This window comes from Streptomyces saintjeani, assembly GCF_055409605.1.
On the sequence record NZ_CP189624.1, the window covers coordinates 6397994 to 6418121 of the forward strand.

General features: G+C 70.3%; 16 protein-coding genes, 1 tRNA gene and 1 pseudogene. 17 read left to right on the forward strand and 1 reads right to left on the reverse strand.

The window, feature by feature from the left end; genetic code table 11:
- Positions 1-33 precede the first annotated feature (33 nt).
- The 5 genes from ACQCO7_RS29305 (at position 34) to ACQCO7_RS29325 (ending at position 4345) form a co-directional block, all read left to right on the forward strand.
- Positions 34-939, forward strand: a complete 906-nt coding sequence (locus ACQCO7_RS29305) for a bifunctional DNA primase/polymerase (RefSeq protein WP_464074621.1) — start codon at positions 34-36, stop codon at positions 937-939.
- Positions 936-1295: a hypothetical protein gene (locus ACQCO7_RS29310; RefSeq protein WP_464074622.1), complete on the forward strand. Its 360-nt coding sequence runs from the start codon at positions 936-938 to the stop codon at positions 1293-1295. Before ACQCO7_RS29305 ends, ACQCO7_RS29310 begins: the two co-directional genes overlap by 4 nt.
- Entirely contained in the window at positions 1292-2458 is a 1167-nt protein-coding gene (locus ACQCO7_RS29315) for a DUF3631 domain-containing protein (protein WP_464074623.1), read from the forward strand. The genes ACQCO7_RS29310 and ACQCO7_RS29315 overlap by 4 nt, the downstream gene beginning before the upstream one ends.
- Positions 2459-2669: 211 nt before the next feature.
- Positions 2670-2864 (forward strand): helix-turn-helix transcriptional regulator, encoded by a 195-nt coding sequence (locus tag ACQCO7_RS29320; RefSeq protein WP_464074624.1) that lies wholly within the window; start codon positions 2670-2672, stop codon positions 2862-2864.
- The gene (locus ACQCO7_RS29325) at positions 2861-4345 is read left to right on the forward strand and encodes a tyrosine-type recombinase/integrase (RefSeq protein WP_464074625.1); all 1485 of its coding nucleotides are present in this window, start codon (positions 2861-2863) and stop codon (positions 4343-4345) included. The genes ACQCO7_RS29320 and ACQCO7_RS29325 overlap by 4 nt, the downstream gene beginning before the upstream one ends.
- Positions 4346-4486: 141 nt before the next feature.
- Here the strand turns inward: ACQCO7_RS29325 and ACQCO7_RS29330 are convergent.
- Positions 4487-4558: transfer RNA gene (locus tag ACQCO7_RS29330), tRNA-Arg, on the reverse strand.
- A gap of 103 nt (positions 4559-4661) precedes the next feature.
- Here ACQCO7_RS29330 and ACQCO7_RS29335 point away from each other — a divergent pair.
- The 12 genes and pseudogenes from ACQCO7_RS29335 to prmC form a co-directional block, all read left to right on the forward strand.
- Positions 4662-5079, forward strand: a pseudogene (locus ACQCO7_RS29335) (response regulator); the annotation flags it as partial.
- Between the two features lie 813 nt (positions 5080-5892).
- A complete protein-coding gene (locus tag ACQCO7_RS29340) occupies positions 5893-7110 on the forward strand; it encodes an IS110 family RNA-guided transposase (protein ID WP_464074626.1) in 1218 nt (405 codons plus the stop codon).
- A 220-nt stretch (positions 7111-7330) separates the two neighbouring features.
- Positions 7331-8626, forward strand: coding sequence for an ArgS-related anticodon-binding protein NrtL (gene nrtL, locus ACQCO7_RS29345; RefSeq protein WP_464074627.1), 1296 nt, complete (start codon positions 7331-7333; stop codon positions 8624-8626).
- A 45-nt stretch (positions 8627-8671) separates the two neighbouring features.
- Positions 8672-10063, forward strand: a complete 1392-nt coding sequence (gene lysA / locus ACQCO7_RS29350; RefSeq protein WP_464074628.1) for a diaminopimelate decarboxylase — start codon at positions 8672-8674, stop codon at positions 10061-10063.
- 138 nt (positions 10064-10201) lie between these two features.
- Positions 10202-11491 (forward strand): homoserine dehydrogenase, encoded by a 1290-nt coding sequence (locus ACQCO7_RS29355; protein ID WP_464074629.1) that lies wholly within the window; start codon positions 10202-10204, stop codon positions 11489-11491.
- Between the two features lie 6 nt (positions 11492-11497).
- Positions 11498-12556 carry a threonine synthase gene (gene thrC, locus ACQCO7_RS29360; RefSeq protein WP_464074630.1) on the forward strand — a complete coding sequence of 353 codons (1059 nt, stop codon included), beginning with the start codon at positions 11498-11500 and terminating at the stop codon, positions 12554-12556.
- Positions 12557-12804: 248 nt separating this feature from the next.
- Positions 12805-13740 carry a homoserine kinase gene (gene thrB / locus ACQCO7_RS29365; protein WP_464074631.1) on the forward strand — a complete coding sequence of 312 codons (936 nt, stop codon included), beginning with the start codon at positions 12805-12807 and terminating at the stop codon, positions 13738-13740.
- Between the two features lie 429 nt (positions 13741-14169).
- Positions 14170-16227, forward strand: coding sequence for a transcription termination factor Rho (rho, locus tag ACQCO7_RS29370; protein WP_464074632.1), 2058 nt, complete (start codon positions 14170-14172; stop codon positions 16225-16227).
- A 168-nt stretch (positions 16228-16395) separates the two neighbouring features.
- Positions 16396-17487, forward strand: a complete 1092-nt coding sequence (locus ACQCO7_RS29375) for an LCP family protein (protein ID WP_464074633.1) — start codon at positions 16396-16398, stop codon at positions 17485-17487.
- A gap of 331 nt (positions 17488-17818) precedes the next feature.
- Positions 17819-18043 carry a 50S ribosomal protein L31 gene (gene rpmE, locus ACQCO7_RS29380; RefSeq protein ID WP_075732744.1) on the forward strand — a complete coding sequence of 75 codons (225 nt, stop codon included), beginning with the start codon at positions 17819-17821 and terminating at the stop codon, positions 18041-18043.
- Between the two features lie 110 nt (positions 18044-18153).
- Positions 18154-19230 carry a peptide chain release factor 1 gene (gene prfA, locus ACQCO7_RS29385; protein ID WP_464074634.1) on the forward strand — a complete coding sequence of 359 codons (1077 nt, stop codon included), beginning with the start codon at positions 18154-18156 and terminating at the stop codon, positions 19228-19230.
- 26 nt (positions 19231-19256) lie between these two features.
- A complete protein-coding gene (gene prmC / locus ACQCO7_RS29390) occupies positions 19257-20102 on the forward strand; it encodes a peptide chain release factor N(5)-glutamine methyltransferase (protein ID WP_010357469.1) in 846 nt (281 codons plus the stop codon).
- The last annotated feature ends 26 nt before the right edge of the window (positions 20103-20128 follow it).

Sequence of the window (20128 nt, forward strand, 5' to 3'; positions counted from 1 at the left end):
GCCAGCACCAACCAGGGAACTGGAGACCCCAGCATGACCCATGCCCCCCGTCGCGCGCTGCTGCGCGCGGCACTGGACACCGCCGAACACGGCTGGCCTGTAATCCCGCTGCGTCCGCGCAGCAAGGTCCCCGCACTGCACGGCGAACGCCGCTGCCCCCGTACCGGCGACTGCACGGACGGACACCGCACCTTCGAGCAACGTGCCACCACCGACCCCGCCCGGATCGAGCGGTGCTGGGCTTCGGGCCCGTTCAACGTCGGTATCGCCACCGGCCCCGCCCATCTGCTGGTCGTCGACCTCGACACGCTCAAACCGACAGACAAAGAGGGCACGCCTGACGGCGCGGCGAACTTCCTGGCGCTCTGCGAGCGCGCCGGACAGGCCGTCCCCGTCACCCGCCGCATCCGGACCCCCAGCGGCGGAGAGCACCTGTACTTCACCGCTCCGAGCGGTGTCCGGTTCACCAACACCACTGGCACGCTCACGCCCAAGGTCGACACACGGGCGTGGGGCGGTCAGGTCGTCGCCCCCGGCAGCGTCACGCCACAGGGCCCGTACACGGTCCTGGACAACCAACCCGTTGCAAACCTGCCTAAATGGCTGCAAAAGGCTCTGACGGCCCCTCCCAGGCCCGTCACGGCCCCGATCCTGCCCACGCTCGCACGCGACACCGACCGGTACGCCTCAGAGGTCCTACGACGCGAGGTCGCGGCCGTGGCCACCACCGCCGAGGGCGGACGGCAGGCCGAACTCCTGCGCGCCGTACGGGCCGTGGGCCGGTTCGTCGCCTGGGGAGACCTCGACCGCGCCACCGTAGAAGCGGCTTTTACCTGCGGGGGCGAGTCGGCGGGACTGCCGCCGGCCGAGTGCCGCGCCACTATCCGCAAGGCCCTGGACTACTCCATCCACACCGCCTGGCCCCGGAGGACAGCATGACCACCCCCGGACGCCGCCCCGCAGGTAAAAGCACCACACCCACCCCCAACCAGCCCCGCCCCGCCGAACCGGCCGCACCCTCCACCGGCCGTAGCGCGCCGGAGGACGCCGCCCGCAAGGGCGCCCCTACTGCTCTTCGCCCTGACCCGCACAAGCCGGACGGCCGTTACTCCGTCGCGTGGCTGACCATCACCGCGTCGCGCGGCGCGTTCCCCACCGCCACCTCTACATGCGAGTGCGGACGCGACCGCAGCGCCGTCGGCCACGGCAAAGTCCACGCCCTGATCGCCGATCACGCCGCCCACCGCGAGGTCTGCCCCCTCCGCAACCCCCAGGAAGGCAGGGCCGCAGCATGAGCGACCCCACCACCCCGACCGCGCCCGCCGTCGACGGCGCGGCCCTGCTGGACGAAGTGGAGGCATTCCACCGCCGCTTCAATGTCTTCCCCACCGAAGCCGCCTACGTCGCCGTCGCACTGTGGGACGCCCACGCGCACCTGCTGGACTGCTTCGACTCCACCCCCCGCCTCGCGTTCCTCTCCCCGGAACCCGGATCGGGCAAGTCCCGCGCGCTGGAAGTCGTCGAGACCCTGGTTCCCGCGCCGATGACGGCGGTCAACGCGTCCGCCGCCGCCCTGTTCCGCTCCGTCGCCAACCCCAACGGACGGCCCACGATCCTCTTCGACGAGATCGACACCGTTTTCGGCCCCAAGGCTGGGGACAACGAGGAACTGCGCGGGTTCCTGAACGCGGGCCACCGCCGTACCGGGGTCACCTACCGGTGCATCGGCGACGGCGGCAACCAGACCGTTCAGGCGTTCCCCTCGTACTGCGGCGTCGCGGTCGCAGGACTCGGCAATCTCCCCGACACCATCATGACCCGCTCCATCGTGATCCGGATGCGGCGACGGGCACGCAACGAACGCGTCGAAGCCTTCCGCGCCCGCATCCACGAAGCCGAAGGCCACAAGCTCCGTGACCGCCTCGCCCAGTGGGCCGAACACGCGCGGGGGTTCGTCATGGGAGCGTGGCCGGAGATGCCCGACGGGGTCACCGACCGCCCGGCGGACGTGTGGGAATCCCTCCTCGCCATCGCCGACGTCGCCGGTGGCAACTGGCCCGAGCGGGCCCGCGCTGCGTGCGTGACGCTCGTGACCGCGTCCCGCGCCAACGACAAGGGCAGTCTCGGCATCCGGCTGCTGACCGACCTGCGCGACCACGTCCTGGTCGGCATCGACCGCCTCCCCACCGTCGCCATCCTCGACCGCCTCAACGCCCTCGACGACGCCCCCTGGGCCGACCTCCAAGGGAAGCCGCTCGACAACCGGCGCCTGTCGAAGATGCTCGCCGACTACATGACCGGCGACAACGAACCCGTCGCCTCCCGCAACATCAAGACCGCCGGAAGCGTCCTCAAGGGCTACTACGCCACCGACCTCGCGGACGCGTGGCAGCGCTACTGCCCCCCTCCCCGGGAAAGTCCGCTACCTCCGCTACCCGGCACCGAGAACACGGCCTGACCAGCGACAACGCGGTAGCGGCAACCCGCCCGGGTTGCCGCTACCGCCCCGCTACCCATCCGCTACCGCTACCCCTTCCCGCTACCTCCAACAGGCCCCTGACCTGCGCGGTAGCGGCGGTAGCGGAAGTAGCGCCCCTCAGAGAAGGGAGGGGAGGTGAACCTCCCCTCCCCGTACTGGCTTTACCTCATAACAGAAGAGAGGAAGCGGCATGAGCGCCCGCGTGGTGGACGAGAAGCTGACCATCAAGGAAGTCATCACCGATCTGAGAGTCCCCCCATCAACCTTCTACCGATGGCGCCAACTCGGGAAGGGCCCCCGCTCGATCAAACTCCCGAACGGCGACGTTCGGATTCGCCGGTCGGAATATGAGCGTTGGCTCACGGAGCGGGAGGAAGCTGCGTGACCAACGGCACGACCGGTACACCTCAGGGCGCTCACGGAGGTGAGCGCCCTGAGGGCGGCAAGGAACACGTCTTCTCCAACGACGTTCGTCTATGGGGCATCTCCAAGGTGAGGAGTAAAAGCGCTCCGCATCAACTCCGGTGGATTGTCGCGGGGAACAAGTGCTACGCGTCGTTCGCAACCTACCCGCTTGCCGAGAACCGCCGCTCAGAACTGCGTCAAGCAATGCGTAGAGGCGAAGCGTTCGACGTGGAATCGGGACTCCCCGAGTCGGAGGTGCGGAAGGCGGAAGCGGCGGCGGCTGCTGAGGCCGAGAAGAAGAACGATCCCAAGTGGTGGGAATTCTCGCGGGAGTTCATGAAACGTCGTTGGCGTACGGCGGCGGCAAAGACGCGGGAGGGGTTCGCCGACAGCCTCGCTGCCGTGGCCTTGGGGATGATGGCGGACAAGCCTGATGCTCCGGAACTCCGCTTGGTCCGCAGGGCCGTGAGGTGGGCTGTTGTCCCGGCTCACGAGAAGGAGGAACCTCCGCCGGACTTGGAAGAGGTCTGTACGTGGTTGACGGAGAACTCCCTCCCTCTGTCGGCATTGAAGGAACCCACGGTCGCTGAGGACGTCCACTATCGGCTTGCCTACAGGCTTGACGGCAAGTTGGCGGCAAAGGAAACGTACAAGCGGCGTCGACGTAATTTCAACGCGGCGATGGAGTATGCGATCAAGCGCGGTTACATCGATAAAAATCCCGTTGCCGAGTTGGTGAGGCACGCGACTGCTCAGCAAGGGTCGATCGACCCGCGCATTCTGATGAACCCGGTACAGGCGCGGGAGTTCCTCGCCGCCGTGTCGTATGTGGGATCGGTCCACCGGAATCGTGGGAGGCGTTTGGTCGCGTTCTTCGGCTGCATCCTGTACGCCGCGATGCGCCCGGCGGAAGTCGTCGCGCTGAGGCGGTCGGACTGCGAATTGCCGGACACGGGTTGGGGATTGCTCACCCTCCGGAAGACGCGCCCTGTCGCGGGCAAGAAGTGGACCGACACGGGGGAGCGGCACGACAGACGGGGGCTGAAGATGCGTGACCCCGAAGCGGATCGGCCGGTGCCGATCCCGCCTGTACTGGTCGCGATGCTCCGGGCCCACCTCAAGGAGTTCGGCACCGCCAAGGATGGTCGCGTCTTCCACAACGAGCGGGGCGGCTTGGTGGGGTCCACGTCCTACTACCGGGTGTGGATGGAGGCGCGGCCCTACGCCTTCCCCGAGTCCAAGGTGCACAGCCCGCTGGCGGAGAAGCCGTACGCCGGCCGCGCGTTCGCCATCACGCAGTGGCTCAAGGCGGGGGTCGCGATCGCCGAAGTAGCGCGCCGCGCGGGAACCTCCCCGGAGGTCATCGACCGCCACTATGCGGGCCTCATCGACAACAGTGAGGACGAGGACAACGAGAAGATCGAGAAGGGCATGGGATGGGGGTCCGAGGGTGCCGCGTGAGGCGCGCGTGGCTCACGCACTCCTCACGCACAACCAGCAATAGACAGTGAGAAAGGGCGGGAGTCAGTGAGACTGACTCCCGCCCTCATCTACCAGCACTCTGCCTGGTCAGACCCTTGTTTCAGATCTCTGACCGGCGAGTGCCCCCGGCAGGATTCGAACCTGCGCACACGGCTCCGGAGGCCGTTGCTCTATCCCCTGAGCTACGGGGGCTTTGTCGGCGGAGTGTTGCTCGCGGCGACGGACAGAACACTACCAGCCCGGGTGGGGTGATCCCGAACGGGTTTGGGGGAGGGGTCGCGCGTAGGGGGCGGAAGTGGGGAAAAGCCGGACGCGGTGGCCGGTGCGGACCTACTCTCAAGGGGTGCCAGGCGCGTCGGGGCGGGTGCTTGTTGTGGACGACAACAAGGTCATCCGGCAGCTGATCAGGGTCAATCTCGAACTGGAGGGGTTCGAGGTCGTGACCGCGTGCGACGGTGCCGAGTGTCTGGAAGTCGTGCACGAGGTACGGCCGGACGCGGTCACCCTCGACGTCGTCATGCCCCGGCTGGACGGGCTGCGTACGGCCGCGCAGCTCCGCGCGGATCCCCGTACCCGTGATCTTCCGCTGGCCATCGTCAGCGCGTGCACCCCGGACGAGGTCGATGCCGGGCTCGATGCCGGGGTCGACGTGTTCCTGCCGAAGCCGTTCGAGCCGGCCGACCTCGTCGACATCGTACGGAAGCTCGTACGGCAGGGGCAGGGCCGGGAGTACGACGGTCCCGAGGCGGCCCCCGTTCCCGCCGGGCCGGACGCGTCCGGGCAGACCACCGGTACGGCGGACTCCGGAGAACCCGACGACACCCACGACCGCGGCACGGCCACCCCCGGCGAACCGACCGCCCTCAACGCCCCCGGCAAGCAGGGCGCCCACAACAGCTCCGGCCGGACCGCTCTCAGCAACGCCGGCGAACCGGCCGCTCCCGACAACCCCGGCGAGTTGGGGACCCACAGCGACCCCGTTGACCTGGCCACGCCCCACACCGTCGGCGACCTCGCCCCCCACGGCGACTCGGCCACCGCCGATCCCCACGAACTGACCACCCCCCACCACGGCGACGAAAAACGCCCCGCCCAGAGCGGCAGCTGACCCCCGCTCCTCCCGAACCCGGCGACGAAATCCACGCCGCCCACCGCAGCCGCCGCCCTGAGCGGACCCGGCGACGAATCCACGCCGCCCACCGCAGCCATCGCCCCCAACCCTTGACCGAACCCGGCGACGAAACCCTCGCCGTCCACCGCAGCCACCGTTATCTTCTTCGCGGTCCTGCAAGAGGGCCGCTGGCCTCCGGGCCCGGCATGACTGTGTCCCCCTGTCGAATGGATGACCTGGGGGGTGGTGTCACCGGGCCCGGAAGGTGCCGTCGGAGACGCTGATGAGAGGTCCGGCCACCGCCCGGTCCGGCGCAATGCCGGACAGCTCGCGGGCGGCAGGTCTGCATAACGTGGATGCGCGCGTACGACACCACTGCCAAGGCCGGCACGTTCGACTCCCCTGGAAGGGCGCGATGTTCGACACCGAAGACGTGGGCGTGTTCCTCGGCCTGGACGTCGGCAAGAGTGCTCACCACGGCCATGGGCTGACCCCGGCCGGGAAGAAGGTCCTCGGCAAGCAGCTGCCCAACAGCGAGCCGAGACTGCGGGCCGTCTTCGACAAGCTGACCGCGAAGTTCGGCACCGTCCTGGTGATCGTGGACCAGCCCGCCTCCATCGGCGCCCTCCCGCTCACGGTCGCCCGGGACACGGGCTGCAAGGTCGCCTACCTGCCCGGACTCGCGATGCGGCGGATCGCCGACCTGTATCCGGGCGAGGCCAAGACCGATGCCAAGGACGCCGCGGTCATCGCGGATGCGGCCCGGACCATGCCGCACACCCTGCGCTCCCTGGAGCTCACCGACGAGATCACCGCCGAACTCACGGTCCTCGTCGGCTTCGACCAGGACCTTGCGGCCGAGGCCACCCGCACCTCCAACCGCATACGCGGCCTGCTCACCCAGTTCCACCCGTCGCTGGAGCGCGTCCTGGGCCCCCGCCTCGACCACCAGGCGGTCACCTGGCTGCTGGAGCGCTACGGCTCCCCGGCCGCACTGCGCAAGGCCGGCCGCCGCAGACTCGTCGAGCTCATCCGCCCCAAGGCCCCACGCATGGCCCAGCGGCTGATCGACGACGTCTTCGACGCCCTGGACGAGCAGACCGTCGTCGTCCCGGGGACCGGCACCCTCGACATCGTCGTGCCCTCGCTGGCCCGCTCTCTCGCCGCTGTCCACGAACAGCGCCGGGCGATGGAAGCCCAGATCAACACCCTGCTGGAGGCCCACCCTCTTTCCCCGGTCCTGACGTCGATGCCCGGCGTCGGCGTCAGGACCGCCGCCGTCCTGCTGGTCACCGTCGGCGACGGCACCAGCTTCCCCACCGCCGCCCACCTCGCCTCCTACGCCGGACTCGCCCCGGCCACGAAACAGTCGGGCACCTCGATCCACGGCGAACACGCGCCCCGCGGAGGAAACCGCCAGCTCAAACGCGCCATGTTCCTCTCCGCCTTCGCCTGCATGAACGCCGACCCGGCCTCCCGCACCTACTACGACAAGCAACGCGCCCGCGGTAAGACCCACACCCAGGCACTCCTCCGCCTCGCCCGCCAACGCATCAGCGTCCTGTTCGCCATGCTCCGAGACGGCACCTTCTACGAACCCCGCACACCCGCGGACGTCGAACTCGCCGCATGACCCCAGCAAGACCTAATCACCGCAAACCCGACAGGGGTGCCTTGACGAAGGACATAGAGGCACCCCCCCGGCCGAACCCCACGACGACAATCCCGCCGCCCACCACAGAAGCCGCCCCCGAACCCCCCCACCCCCGACCCCCCCCACCCCCCTGTCCACATCCCGAAACCCCGCCGAACCGACTCGCCTCCCCACCCCCCTCCTCGCCTACGCTGGCCCCGTGACCCCCCTGGAGCTCTCCCACACCGTCCTGCGTGCCGTCCGGCGCGCGGTGGACGCCGGTGAGCTGCGGGTCGAGGTCCCCACCCGGGCCCCCGTGACACCCCCCGGCCCAGGCGGCTGCGGCGACTACGCGACGCCGATCGCCCTGAAGCTGGCCCGCCCCGCCGGCCACCCCCCGCTGAAGGTCGCCGAGATCCTCCGCCCCCACCTCGCGCACGAAGCGGGCATCAGGGAAGTCGTCATCACACCCCCCGGCTTCCTGAACATCACCCTCCAGGAAACCTCCCTGATCCAGGAGATCCTGGCGAGGGGCCCGAGGTACGGACACGCGGAGACCCCCACCGCCCCCCTCACCCACCTCCACGCCCCCGACGAGGCCCGGGCCCTGGTCGTCATGGACACCCTGGCCCGAGTACTCCGCTCCCAGGGCACCCCCGTCCACACCTCGTGCGACACCCGCCCCACCCCGGAACTGACCTCGACCCTGGGCATCGAGATCGACACGTACGCCCCCCCGGCGGAGAACGCGCTGACCATCCGCCCGGTCCCCGCCCCCCTCCCCGGCACCCCGCCCTTCTTCCCCCTGGGCAGGGACGCCACCCGCTGGGCTCTCCTCCACCCGGCACCGCACGACCACCCCCACCTCACCGGCGACCACCTGACCCAACGCGAAACGAACCCCCTCTTCCGAGTCCGCTACGCGTACGCCCGCACCCGAGCCCTCACCCGCAACGCGGCGGCACTGGGCTTCACATCGAAGGCACCGACCCCCGCACCGGAACCCGGCGTGCAGGCAGGACCCACCGACGCCGCAGCGATCCCAGGCACCGGCGACACCCCCAGGTCGGCCACCCCCGGCACCGGCGACACTCCCCTCCCCCCAACAGCCGCCCCCGCGACCGCCGCCTCTCCCCCCGCGCGCCCCACCGCCCACGGAGAACCCACCGCGACCACCCCCACCGCGGCCCACCAGGCAGCCACGACCACCCCCGCCGCTCCCCCCCAGACAGCTGCCCACCCCACCCCCACCCCCCCAACCCCCCTCCACCTCCTCCTGGCAGACCACCCCCGCATCCTCACCACCACAGCCACCCACCACACCCCCCACCGCCTGACCCACCACCTCGTAGCGATCGCGGACACGCTCCTCCCCCTCCTCCCGCACGTCCTCCCCATCGGCGACGAGAAACCCGAGGCCACCCACCGCACCCGGCTCGCGCTCGCCGAAGCCGCCGGGGCGGTGCTGGCCGGTGGCCTGTCCCTGCTCGGCATCGACGCTCCAGAGCATTTGTAGAACGACAGCTTTTGTAGAACGACCGAAAGAAAGCCCAGAACGAAGATGAGCCGTTCCGCACACCCCGCCGGACCCCGTCACGCAGACGTCCTGCCGGAGGGCCACTACAGCGCCCCGCCCGCCGACCTGAACACGCTGGACAAGAAGGTGTGGGCGCAGACGGTGGAGAGGGACGAGGACGGAGTCCTCACCGTCGGCGGCATCCCCGCGACGCGCATCGCCGAGGAGTTCGGCACCCCGGCCTACGTCCTGGACGAGACGGACTTCCGCGCGAGGGCGAGGGCCTGGCGCACGGCGTTCGGCCCGGACGCGGACGTCTTCTACGCGGGCAAGGCGTTCCTGTCGAGGGCGATCGTGCGCTGGCTGCACGAGGAGGGCCTGAACCTCGACGTCTGCTCGGGCGGCGAACTGGCGACGGCCCTGTCCGCCGGGATGCCCGCGGAGCGCATCGCGCTGCACGGCAACAACAAGTCGACCGAGGAGATCCGCCGGGCGATCGAGGCCGGCGTAGGACGGATCGTGCTCGACTCCTTCCAGGAGATCGTCCGCGTCGCGCACATCGCGAGGGACCTCGGCAGGCGCCAGAAGGTCCAGATCAGGATCACGGTCGGCGTCGAGGCGCACACGCACGAGTTCATCGCGACCGCCCACGAGGACCAGAAGTTCGGCATCCCGCTGGCCGGCGGCCAGGCCGCGGAAGCCGTACGCCGCGCGCTCCAGCTCGACAGCCTGGAGCTGATCGGCGTACACAGCCACATCGGCTCGCAGATCTTCGACATGTCCGGCTTCGAGGTCGCCGCGCGCCGGGTCGTCGGCCTCCTCAAGGAGATCCGCGACGAACACGGCGTACAGCTCCCGGAGATCGACCTCGGCGGCGGCCTCGGCATCGCGTACACCAGCGACGACGACCCCCGCGAGCCGCACGAGATCGCGAAGGCGCTGCACGAGATCGTCACCCGCGAGTGCGAGGCGGCGGCGCTCAGCACCCCCCGCATCTCCGTCGAGCCGGGCCGCGCGATCGTCGGCCCGACGGCGTTCACGCTGTACGAGGTCGGCACGCTGAAGCCGCTGGACGGCCTGCGGACGTACGTCTCCGTCGACGGCGGCATGTCGGACAACATCCGCACCGCGCTGTACGACGCCGAGTACAGCGTCGCCCTCGTCTCGCGCACGTCCGACGCCGAGCCCATGCTGTCCCGCGTCGTCGGCAAGCACTGCGAGAGCGGGGACATCGTCGTCAAGGACGCGTTCCTGCCGGCCGACCTGGCACCGGGTGACCTCATCGCCGTACCGGCGACGGGCGCGTACTGCCGGTCGATGGCGAGCAACTACAACCACGTACCGAGGCCCCCGGTGGTGGCGGTCGGGGACGGACAGGCGAGGGTGATCGTGCGGCGGGAGACCGAGGACGATCTGCTGAGGCTCGACGTCGGCTGAGCCGCACGGGAGAATCTCCTGTCGGAACCGCTCAGGGAAATGAAATAGACGTCTCACGATCCGGACCCGGGGCAGAAACCGCGGTCCGGTGGGTGAGACTGGTCGAACCGTAGGCCGTATGAGAAACGAGGTCGCATGATGCGTACGCGTCCGCTGAAGGTGGCGCTGCTGGGCTGTGGAGTCGTCGGCTCAGAGGTGGCCCGCATCATGACGACGCACGCCGACGACCTCGCCGCGAGGATCGGCGCCCCGGTCGAACTGGCGGGAGTGGCGGTCCGCCGGCCCTCCAGAGTCCGGGACGGCATCGACCCGGGCCTGGTCACGACGGACGCGACCGCGCTGGTCAAACGCGGGGACATCGACGTCGTCGTCGAGGTCATCGGCGGCATCGAACCGGCCCGCACCCTCATCACGACCGCCTTCGAGCACGGCGCCTCCGTGGTGTCGGCGAACAAGGCGCTCCTCGCGCAGGACGGCGCGGCGCTGCACGCGGCGGCGCAGGAGCACGGCCGGGACCTGTACTACGAGGCGGCCGTCGCCGGCGCGATCCCCCTGATCCGCCCGCTGCGCGAGTCGCTGGCCGGCGACAAGGTCAACCGCGTCCTCGGCATCGTCAACGGCACGACGAACTTCATCCTCGACAAGATGGACTCGACCGGCGCCGGCTACCAGGAAGCGCTCGACGAGGCCACCGCCCTCGGGTACGCGGAAGCCGACCCGACCGCCGACGTCGAGGGCTTCGACGCCGCCGCCAAGGCCGCGATCCTCGCCGGGATCGCCTTCCACACCCGCGTGCGCCTCGACGACGTCTACCGCGAGGGCATGTCCGAGGTGACCGCCGCGGACTTCGCCTCGGCGCGGAACATGAACTGCACCATCAAGCTGCTGGCGATCTGCGAGCGCGCCGCCGACGGCGGCTCGGTCACCGCGCGCGTCCACCCCGCGATGATCCCGCTCTCCCACCCGCTCGCCTCCGTGCGCGGCGCCTACAACGCCGTCTTCGTCGAGTCCGACGCGGCCGGCCAGCTCATGTTCTACGGCCCCGGCGCGGGCGGCGCGCCCACCGCCTCGGCCGTGCTCGGCGACCTCGTCGCCGTGTGCCGCAACCGGCTCAGCGGGGCGACGGGGCCCGGCGAGTCGGCGTACGCGGCCCTGCCGGTGTCGCCCATGGGCGATGTCGTGACGCGGTACCACATCAGCCTCGACGTCGCGGACAAACCGGGTGTACTCGCCCAGGTCGCGACCGTGTTCGCCGAGCACGGGGTGTCGATCGATACCGTTCGTCAGCAGGGAAAGGACGGCGAGGCATCCCTCGTCGTCGTCACCCACCGCGCATCCGACGCCGCGCTCAGCGGGACCGTCGAGGCGCTGCGCAAGCTCGACACCGTCCGCGGTGTCGCCAGCATCATGCGGGTTGAAGGAGAGTAACCAGCAATGACCCACCAGTGGCGCGGAATCATCGAGGAGTACCGGGACCGGCTGCCCGTCTCCGCCAGCACGCCGGTCGTGACGCTCCGCGAGGGCGGTACGCCGCTCGTGCCCGCGCAGGTGCTCTCCGAGCGCACCGGCTGCGAGGTCCACCTCAAGGTCGAGGGCGCGAACCCGACGGGGTCCTTCAAGGACCGCGGCATGACCATGGCCATCTCCAAGGCCAAGGAGGAGGGCGCGCAGGCCGTCATCTGCGCCTCCACCGGCAACACGTCGGCCTCCGCCGCCGCGTACGGCGTCCGCGCGGGCATGGTCTCCGCCGTGCTCGTGCCGCGCGGCAAGATCGCGCTCGGCAAGATGGGCCAGGCCCTCGTGCACGGCGCGAAGATCCTCCAGGTCGACGGCAACTTCGACGACTGCCTCGCCCTCGCCCGTGCCCTGAGCGACAACTACCCTGTCGCGCTGGTCAATTCGGTCAACCCGGTGCGCATCGAGGGCCAGAAGACGGCCGCCTTCGAGATCGTCGACATGCTCGGCGACGCCCCCGACATCCATGTCCTCCCGGTTGGCAACGCGGGCAACATCACCGCGTACTGGAAGGGCTACCAGGAGTACGCCGCCGACGGCATCGCCGCGCGGACGCCCCGCATGTGGGGCTTCCAGGCGTCCGGCTCCGCGCCCATCGTGCGCGGCGAGATCGTCAAGGACCCCTCGACGATCGCGACGGCGATCCGCATCGGCAACCCGGCCTCCTGGGAGTACGCGATCGCCGCCCGCGACGAGTCCGGCGGGCTCATCGACGAGGTGACGGACCGCGAGATCCTGCGCGCCTACCGCCTGTTGGCCGCGCAGGAGGGCGTCTTCGTCGAGCCCGCCTCCGCCGCCTCGGTCGCCGGCCTCCTCAAGGCCGCCGAGCAGGGCAAGGTCGACCCCGGCCAGCGCATCGTCTGCACGGTCACCGGCAACGGCCTCAAGGACCCCGACTGGGCGGTCGCGGGCGCCCCGCAGCCGCTCACGGTCCCCGTCGACGCGGCGGCAGCCGCGCAGAACCTCGGTCTCGTCTAGGGGTTCCCCCGCCAGGGGTGCACAGGGGGCTTACGACACGCATCGTGCGCCTCCTGTGCGCCCTATGTCGCCACAGAACCTTCCTTCGATAGGCTGTAGCGAACCCGCCCGCTGCATATGCACCGTGGATGCCGGGCTGTCGCGCCGTCGCCGCAGCCCCCGGCGGGTCTCACCGCACGTCAGTCACCGAACGTCGACGTCGCCGCATGACAATCGACAGTTCCGCAGCTCAAGGAGTTCATCGAGCGATGGCCGGTCCAGCCTTCCGCGCCGCCGCCGTCCGGGTGCGCGTCCCCGCCACCAGCGCCAACCTCGGGCCCGGCTTCGACGCCTTCGGCCTCGCGCTGGGGCTCTACGACGACGTCGTCGTCCGGGTGGCCGACTCCGGGCTGCACATCGACATCGCCGGAGAGGGCGGTGAAACCCTCCCGCGCGACGAGAGCCACCTCCTCGTACGAGCCATGCGCACCGCCTTCGACGCCCTCGGCGGACAGCCGCGCGGCCTGGAGATCGTCTGCGCCAACCGCATCCCGCACGGCCGCGGCCTCGGCTCCTCGTCCGCCGCGATCTGCGCCGGCATCGTCGCCGCGCGCGCCGTGACCATAGGCGGCGAATCGCGGCTCGACAGCGCCGCGCTCCTCGAACTCGCCACCGAGATCGAGGGCCACCCCGACAACGTCGCGGCCTGCCTGCTCGGCGGGTTCACCATCTCCTGGATGGACGGCGGCGCCGCCCGCGCGATCCGCACCGAGCCCGCCGGTTCCATCGTTCCGGTGGTTTTCGTGCCCGGGAAACCGCTCCTCACCGAGACCGCGCGCGGACTGCTCCCGCGCACCGTCCCGCACGTCGACGCCGCCGCCAACGCGGGCCGTGCCGCCCTGCTCGTCGAGGCCCTCACCCGGCGCCCCGAACTGCTGCTGCCCGCCACCGAGGACCGCCTCCACCAGGAGTACCGCGCCCCCGCGATGCCGGAGAGCGCCGCACTCGTGGAGCGGCTGCGCGCCGACGGGATCCCCGCGGTGATCTCCGGCGCGGGACCCACCGTGATGGCGCTGGCCGACGCGGAATCGGCCGACAAGGTCGAGGCGTCGGCGGGCGCGGACTGGGCCGCCAACCGGCTGGACCTGGACCTTCGGGGAGCGAGCGTCCTGCCGCTCGCACCCCCCGGCGACCTTCAGGCATAGGGCATCGCGTGAATCGTCGCCGGATTTCGAGAGGGGGAATGTTTGTTGGATCCGGTAGTGTTAACCTCAAGTCTGCACCCGACCCCACCATGGCGAGGTGCTTCACGTCCCCGTCCGGGACAGACATTCTTCCGGGAGCTCCCCAAGCCGCACCGCGTTCCGTATCGCGTACCTGGGCAGTGCGCTGTACATCGACGCTGAGTGGCCCACAGGGCACGCTCCGGAACAGGTGCGACCCCGCCACGTGACACTGACACCGGGTGCCACGGATCGACTGATCTGTCGGGAGAGCGCCATCACCAGAAACCTCATCCGCCGCTCCGGCGGATTACCGCCCCGGTTCCGTCCCCACCAAAAGGACAGGAACCGGACAGCACAACCGGTCGCCGAGCCAGACAGGCCGACGTCCGCTCCAGGGAAGGACCCTTCGTGAGCGACACCACCGATCTGATGGGCGCACGTGTCGAGGAGACCGCTGCCGCGCCCGCCACGGACGCCTCCGCGCCTGCCACCGGTGCCGGCTCCCGGCGGCGCCGCGGTACCGGCCTCGAAGGCATGGTGCTGGCAGAGCTTCAGCAGGTCGCATCCGGCCTCGGTATCAAGGGCACCGCGCGGATGCGCAAGAGCCAGCTGATCGACGTCATCAAGGAGGCGCAGGGCGGGGGCGGCGCCACCGCTCCGCAGGCCGAGGCGCCTGCCGAGAAGCCCAAGCGCCGCGCCACCTCCCGCGCCCGTACGGCCGACGAGACACCCCAGGCCGAGGCGCCCGCCGCCGAGCAGCCCGCGGCCCAGCAGCAGATCGACATCCCCGGCCAGCCGGCCGGTGACGCGCCCGTCGAGCGCCGTGGCCGCCGCCGCGCCACCTCCGAGGCCGGCGCCCCCGTGGCCGCCGCGCCCGTCGAGACGGTCGTCGTCGAGGCGAAGACGGAGCCCAGGGCCGAGACGCCCGTCGCCGCGCAGCCGCAGGCCGACGCGGGTGACGGCGAGGGCCGCCGCCAGGGCCGCCGCGAGCGCGGTCGCGACCGCGGTGAGCGGGGCGAGCGCGGGGACCGTACCGAGCGCGCCGACCGTGGTGACCGCGCCGACCGCAGCGACCGGGGCGACCGTCGCGGCAAGAGCGACGACCAGCAGGGCCAGGGCCGTCAGGAGCGCCAGCCGCGTCAGGACCGCCAGGACCGGCAGGAGCAGGGTGGCCGCCAGGACCGCCAGCAGCGCGACAACGGTCCGCGCCTCGACGAGGACGACGAGTTCGGCGACGGCCGCCGTGGCCGCCGCGGCCGTTACCGGGACCGCCGTGGCCGCCGTGGCCGCGACGAACTCGGCGCCCCCGAGCCGCAGTTGGCCGACGACGACGTCCTGATCCCGGTCGCGGGCATCCTCGACATCCTCGACAACTACGCCTTCATCCGTACCTCGGGCTACCTGCCGGGCCCCAACGACGTGTACGTCTCGCTCGCCCAGGTCCGCAAGAACGGCCTGCGCAAGGGCGACCACGTCACCGGCGCGGTCCGCCAGCCCAAGGACGGCGAGCGGCGCGAGAAGTTCAACGCGCTCGTCCGGCTCGACTCCACCAACGGCATGGCGCCCGAACACGGCCGTGGCCGCCCGGAGTTCAACAAGCTGACGCCGCTGTACCCGCAGGACCGGCTCCGCCTGGAGACCGACCCGGGTGTGCTGACCACGCGGATCATCGACCTCGTGTCGCCGATCGGCAAGGGCCAGCGCGGTCTGATCGTGGCCCCGCCGAAGACCGGCAAGACCATGATCATGCAGGCCATCGCCAACGCGATCACGCACAACAACCCCGAGTGCCACCTGATGGTCGTCCTCGTCGACGAGCGTCCGGAAGAGGTCACCGACATGCAGCGGTCGGTGAAGGGCGAGGTCATCTCCTCGACCTTCGACCGGCCCGCCGAGGACCACACGACCGTCGCCGAGCTCGCCATCGAGCGCGCCAAGCGGCTGGTCGAGCTGGGCCACGACGTCGTCGTCCTGCTCGACTCCATCACGCGTCTGGGCCGCGCCTACAACCTCGCGGCGCCGGCCTCCGGGCGCATCCTGTCCGGTGGTGTCGACTCGACCGCCCTCTACCCCCCGAAGCGCTTCTTCGGCGCCGCGCGCAACATCGAGGACGGCGGCTCGCTGACCATCCTCGCGACCGCGCTCGTCGACACCGGGTCCCGCATGGACGAGGTGATCTTCGAGGAGTTCAAGGGCACCGGCAACATGGAGCTCAAGCTCGACCGGAAGCTCGCCGACAAGCGGATCTTCCCGGCCGTCGACGTCGACGCGTCCGGTACCCGCAAGGAAGAGATCCTGCTCGGCAACGAGGAGCTGGCGGTCGTCTGGAAGCTGCGCCGGGTGCTGCACGCGCTCGACCAGCAGCAGGCGATCGAGCTGCTCCTCGACAAGATGAAGCAGACGAAGTCGAACGCCGAGTTCCTGATGCAGATCCAGAAGACGACGCCGGGCAACGGCAGCGACTGACGGCAGGTCTCCGAAAGCGGTCACCCCTCGTTCACGGGGGGTGACCGTTTTTCTGTCTCTTTCCTGTGTTTTTGATCGGCTCTGGCGACTTGTGCAACCCTGTCCGGAGTTTCCCCGTCTGATCTGGCGGAGTGATGATGAGACGAGGCAGAAGAGAGCCGAGGAGACATGTCCGCCGAGAGCACGCCTGACATACCCGGGAACAGCCACCGCAAGCCGAAGAGGCGCCGGGGGCTGGTGGTCGCGGCGTGGGTCGCCGGGGGGATCCTCGTCCTCGGGGGGACCGGGGCGGGGTACCTCTACGTCAAGCTCAACGGCAACATCAAGAGCGTCGACATCGACCAGGCGCTCGGTACGGACCGGCCCGCCAAGGTCGACAACGGCTCCGAGAACATCCTCGTGCTCGGGTCCGACTCGCGGTCCGGGGCCAACAAGAAGCTCGGCGGGGGGACCGACGACGGCAGCGCGCGCTCGGACACGGCGATGATCGTCCACGTCTACGAGGGGCACAAGAAGGCCAGTGTCGTCTCCGTACCCCGCGACACACTCGTCGACCGGCCCGCCTGTACGGACGCCGGCGGGGTCACGCACGACGCCGTGAGCGGGGTGATGTTCAACACCGCGTACACCACCGGTGGGGCGGCCTGCGCGGTCAAGACCGTCGAGGCGATCACGAATCTGCGGATGGACCACTACCTCGAAGTCGACTTCTCCGGGTTCCAGAAGCTGATCGACGACCTCGGCGGGGTGCGGGTCACGACCACCAAGGCGATCAGCGACAAGGACAGCCACCTGAACCTGGCGGCGGGCACGCACACGCTGAACGGCCAGCAGGCGCTGGGGCTGGTCCGTACGCGCCACGGCGTCGGCGACGGCTCCGACCTCGGCCGCATCCAGCTCCAGCAGGCGTTCATCAAGGCGCTGGTCAACCAGGTCAAGTCGATCGGCCTCTTCACCAGCCCCACCAAGCTGTACGACCTCGCCGACACGGCGACGAAGGCGGTCACGACAGACTCCGACCTGGGCTCGGTGAACTCCCTGATGTCCTTCGCGAACGGCCTCAAGAGCATCAGCTCCGCCAACATGACGATGGTCACGATGCCCGTCCAGTACGACCCGGCGAACCCGAACCGGGTGATCGTGTCGGAGACGAAGGCGGCGCAGGTGTGGACGGCGCTGCAAGCGGACCAGCCGATACCGAAGGCGGCTACGGAGGGGACGGCGACGGGGGAGGCGAACGGGGTGGTGGCTTCCTCCTAGGGGGCGGGTGCGGCGCCGTCGTGGCCGTTCGCGCCCGCGCGGCGGTAGCCGCAGATCAGATACAGCCCCGCGCCCCTGAAAGACGACCGGTGCGGACTCGTTGTGGCTGATCGCGCCGCTGAAAAAGTCGGCGCCAGCCGGCTTTTCTCAGGGGCGCGGGGAACTGCGCGACAAGCCACGACGCACCCGCACTCGCCCCCCGGGAATAGTTCACCCCCACCCCCGGTTTGGGCGTATGGCTCCAGTCCTGGCAGACTGGTACGTCGGCCCCGGTTCACGCCCCGCGCCGCGGAAGCGACCCGGTGCCCTCCCGTAAATCTAGGAGAATCCCTTGAAGCGCGACATCCACCCCGCGTACGTCGAGACGCAGGTCAGCTGCACCTGCGGCGCGTCGTTCACGACCCGCAGCACCATCGAGTCCGGCGCCATCCGCGCCGACGTGTGCTCCGAGTGCCACCCGTTCTACACGGGCAAGCAGAAGATCCTCGACACCGGTGGCCGCGTGGCCCGCTTCGAGGCCCGCTTCGGCAAGGCCGCCGCAGGCTCCAAGAAGTAGCGAGCCCCTCTTCGCCGGTCCACGGCAGCGCTCCCGCGAGGGGGTGCTCCCGGGACCGGCGTTTTTGGTCGCCGCCCACTTCACCGCCGTAGGAACCACAGGAGCCCAAGATGTTCGAGGCCGTCGAGGAACTGGTCACGGAACACGCCGCGCTGGAGACGACGCTCGCCGACCCGGCGGTCTTCGCCGACCAGGCGAACGCGCGCAAGCTGAACAAGCGCTACGCCGAGCTGACCCCGATCGTCGCGACGTACCGCTCCTGGAAGCAGACCGGCGACGACATCGGGACGGCGAAGGAGTTCGCCGCCGACGACCCGGACTTCGCGGCCGAGGTCAAGGAGCTGGAGAAGCAGCGCGAGGAGCTGACGGAGAAGCTGCGCCTGCTGCTCGTCCCGAGGGACCCGTCGGACGACAAGGACGTCATCCTGGAGATCAAGGCGGGCGCGGGCGGCGACGAGTCGGCCCTGTTCGCCGGCGACCTGCTGCGCATGTACCTGCGGTACGCGGAGCGCGTCGGCTGGAAGACCGAGATCATCGACGCCACCGAGTCGGAGCTGGGCGGCTACAAGGACGTCCAGGTCGCCGTGAAGACCAAGGGCGGCCAGGGCGCCACCGAGCCCGGCCAGGGCGTCTGGGCGCGGCTGAAGTACGAGGGCGGCGTGCACCGCGTGCAGCGCGTGCCGGCCACCGAGTCGCAGGGCCGGATCCACACCTCCGCCGCCGGTGTCCTCGTGACGCCCGAGGCCGAGGAGGTCGAGGTCGAGATCAACCCGAACGACCTGCGCATCGACGTCTACCGCTCGTCGGGCCCCGGCGGCCAGTCCGTCAACACCACCGACTCCGCCGTACGCATCACGCACCTGCCCACCGGCGTCGTAGCCTCCTGTCAGAACGAGAAGAGCCAGTTGCAGAACAAGGAGCAGGCGATGCGTATCCTGCGCTCCAGGCTGCTCGCCGCCGCTCAGGAGGAGGCGGAGCGGGAGGCCGCGGACGCCCGGCGCAGCCAGGTGCGGACCGTCGACCGCTCCGAGAAGATCCGTACGTACAACTTCCCGGAGAACCGCATCTCCGACCACCGCGTCGGCTTCAAGTCGTACAACCTGGACCAGGTCCTGGACGGCGACCTCGACGCGGTCATCCAGGCCTGCGTCGACGCGGACTCGGCGGCGAAGCTCGCAGCCGCGTAAGCCACTTACGAAACCGGAGGACTCGCGTGAACCTGCTGCTCGCCGAGGTGGCCCAGGCCACTCAGCGGCTGGCCGACGCCGGTGTGCCCTCGCCGCGCACCGACGCGGAGGAGCTGGCCGCGTTCGTGCACGCGGTGAAGCGCGGCGAACTGCACTCCGTGAAGGACTCCGACTTCGACGCGCGCTACTGGGAGGCCATCGCCCGGCGCGAGCAGCGCGAGCCGCTCCAGCACATCACCGGGCGCGCCTACTTCCGGTACCTGGAACTCCAGGTCGGGCCCGGGGTGTTCGTGCCCCGGCCCGAGACCGAGTCCGTCGTCGGCTGGGCCATAGACGCGGTGCGCGCGATGGACGTCGTCGAGCCGACCATCGTCGACCTGTGCACCGGCTCCGGCGCGATCGCCCTCGCCCTCGCGCAGGAGGTGCCGCGCTCCAAGGTGCACGCCGTGGAGCTGTCCGAGGACGCGCTCGTGTGGACCCGCAAGAACATGGCCGGCTCCCGCGTCGACCTCCGGCAGGGCAACGCGCTGGACGCCTTTCCCGACCTCGACGGCCACGTCGACCTCGTCATCACCAACCCGCCGTACATCCCGCTCACCGAGTGGGAGTACGTCGCCCCCGAGGCCCGTGACTACGACCCCGAGCTGGCCCTCTTCTCCGGCGAGGACGGCCTCACGCTGATCCGGGGCCTGGAGCGCACCGCGCACCGGCTGCTGCGGCCCGGCGGCGTCGTCGTCGTCGAGCACGCGGACACGCAGGGCGGGCAGGTGCCGTGGATCTTCACCGAGGAACGGGGCTGGGCCGACGCGGCCGACCACCCCGACCTCAACAACCGGCCCCGCTTCGCGACGGCTCGCAGGGCGATGCCGTGATGACTGTTTCCGCGATGACTGTTTCC

What these genes read in the sequence shown, in the direction of transcription:
- ACQCO7_RS29315 (WP_464074623.1), top strand. Translation starts at nt 1,292, where the DNA reads ATGAGCGACCCCACCACCCCGACCGCGCCCGCCGTCGACGGCGCGGCC.
- prfA (WP_464074634.1), top strand. Translation starts at nt 18,154, where the DNA reads ATGTTCGAGGCCGTCGAGGAACTGGTCACGGAACACGCCGCGCTGGAG.
- thrB (WP_464074631.1), top strand. Translation starts at nt 12,805, where the DNA reads ATGGCCGGTCCAGCCTTCCGCGCCGCCGCCGTCCGGGTGCGCGTCCCC.
- lysA (WP_464074628.1), top strand. Translation starts at nt 8,672, where the DNA reads ATGAGCCGTTCCGCACACCCCGCCGGACCCCGTCACGCAGACGTCCTG.
- ACQCO7_RS29320 (WP_464074624.1), top strand. Translation starts at nt 2,670, where the DNA reads ATGAGCGCCCGCGTGGTGGACGAGAAGCTGACCATCAAGGAAGTCATC.
- thrC (WP_464074630.1), top strand. Translation starts at nt 11,498, where the DNA reads ATGACCCACCAGTGGCGCGGAATCATCGAGGAGTACCGGGACCGGCTG.
- ACQCO7_RS29375 (WP_464074633.1), top strand. Translation starts at nt 16,396, where the DNA reads ATGTCCGCCGAGAGCACGCCTGACATACCCGGGAACAGCCACCGCAAG.
- ACQCO7_RS29340 (WP_464074626.1), top strand. Translation starts at nt 5,893, where the DNA reads ATGTTCGACACCGAAGACGTGGGCGTGTTCCTCGGCCTGGACGTCGGC.
- ACQCO7_RS29305 (WP_464074621.1), top strand. Translation starts at nt 34, where the DNA reads ATGACCCATGCCCCCCGTCGCGCGCTGCTGCGCGCGGCACTGGACACC.
- ACQCO7_RS29355 (WP_464074629.1), top strand. Translation starts at nt 10,202, where the DNA reads ATGCGTACGCGTCCGCTGAAGGTGGCGCTGCTGGGCTGTGGAGTCGTC.
- ACQCO7_RS29310 (WP_464074622.1), top strand. Translation starts at nt 936, where the DNA reads ATGACCACCCCCGGACGCCGCCCCGCAGGTAAAAGCACCACACCCACC.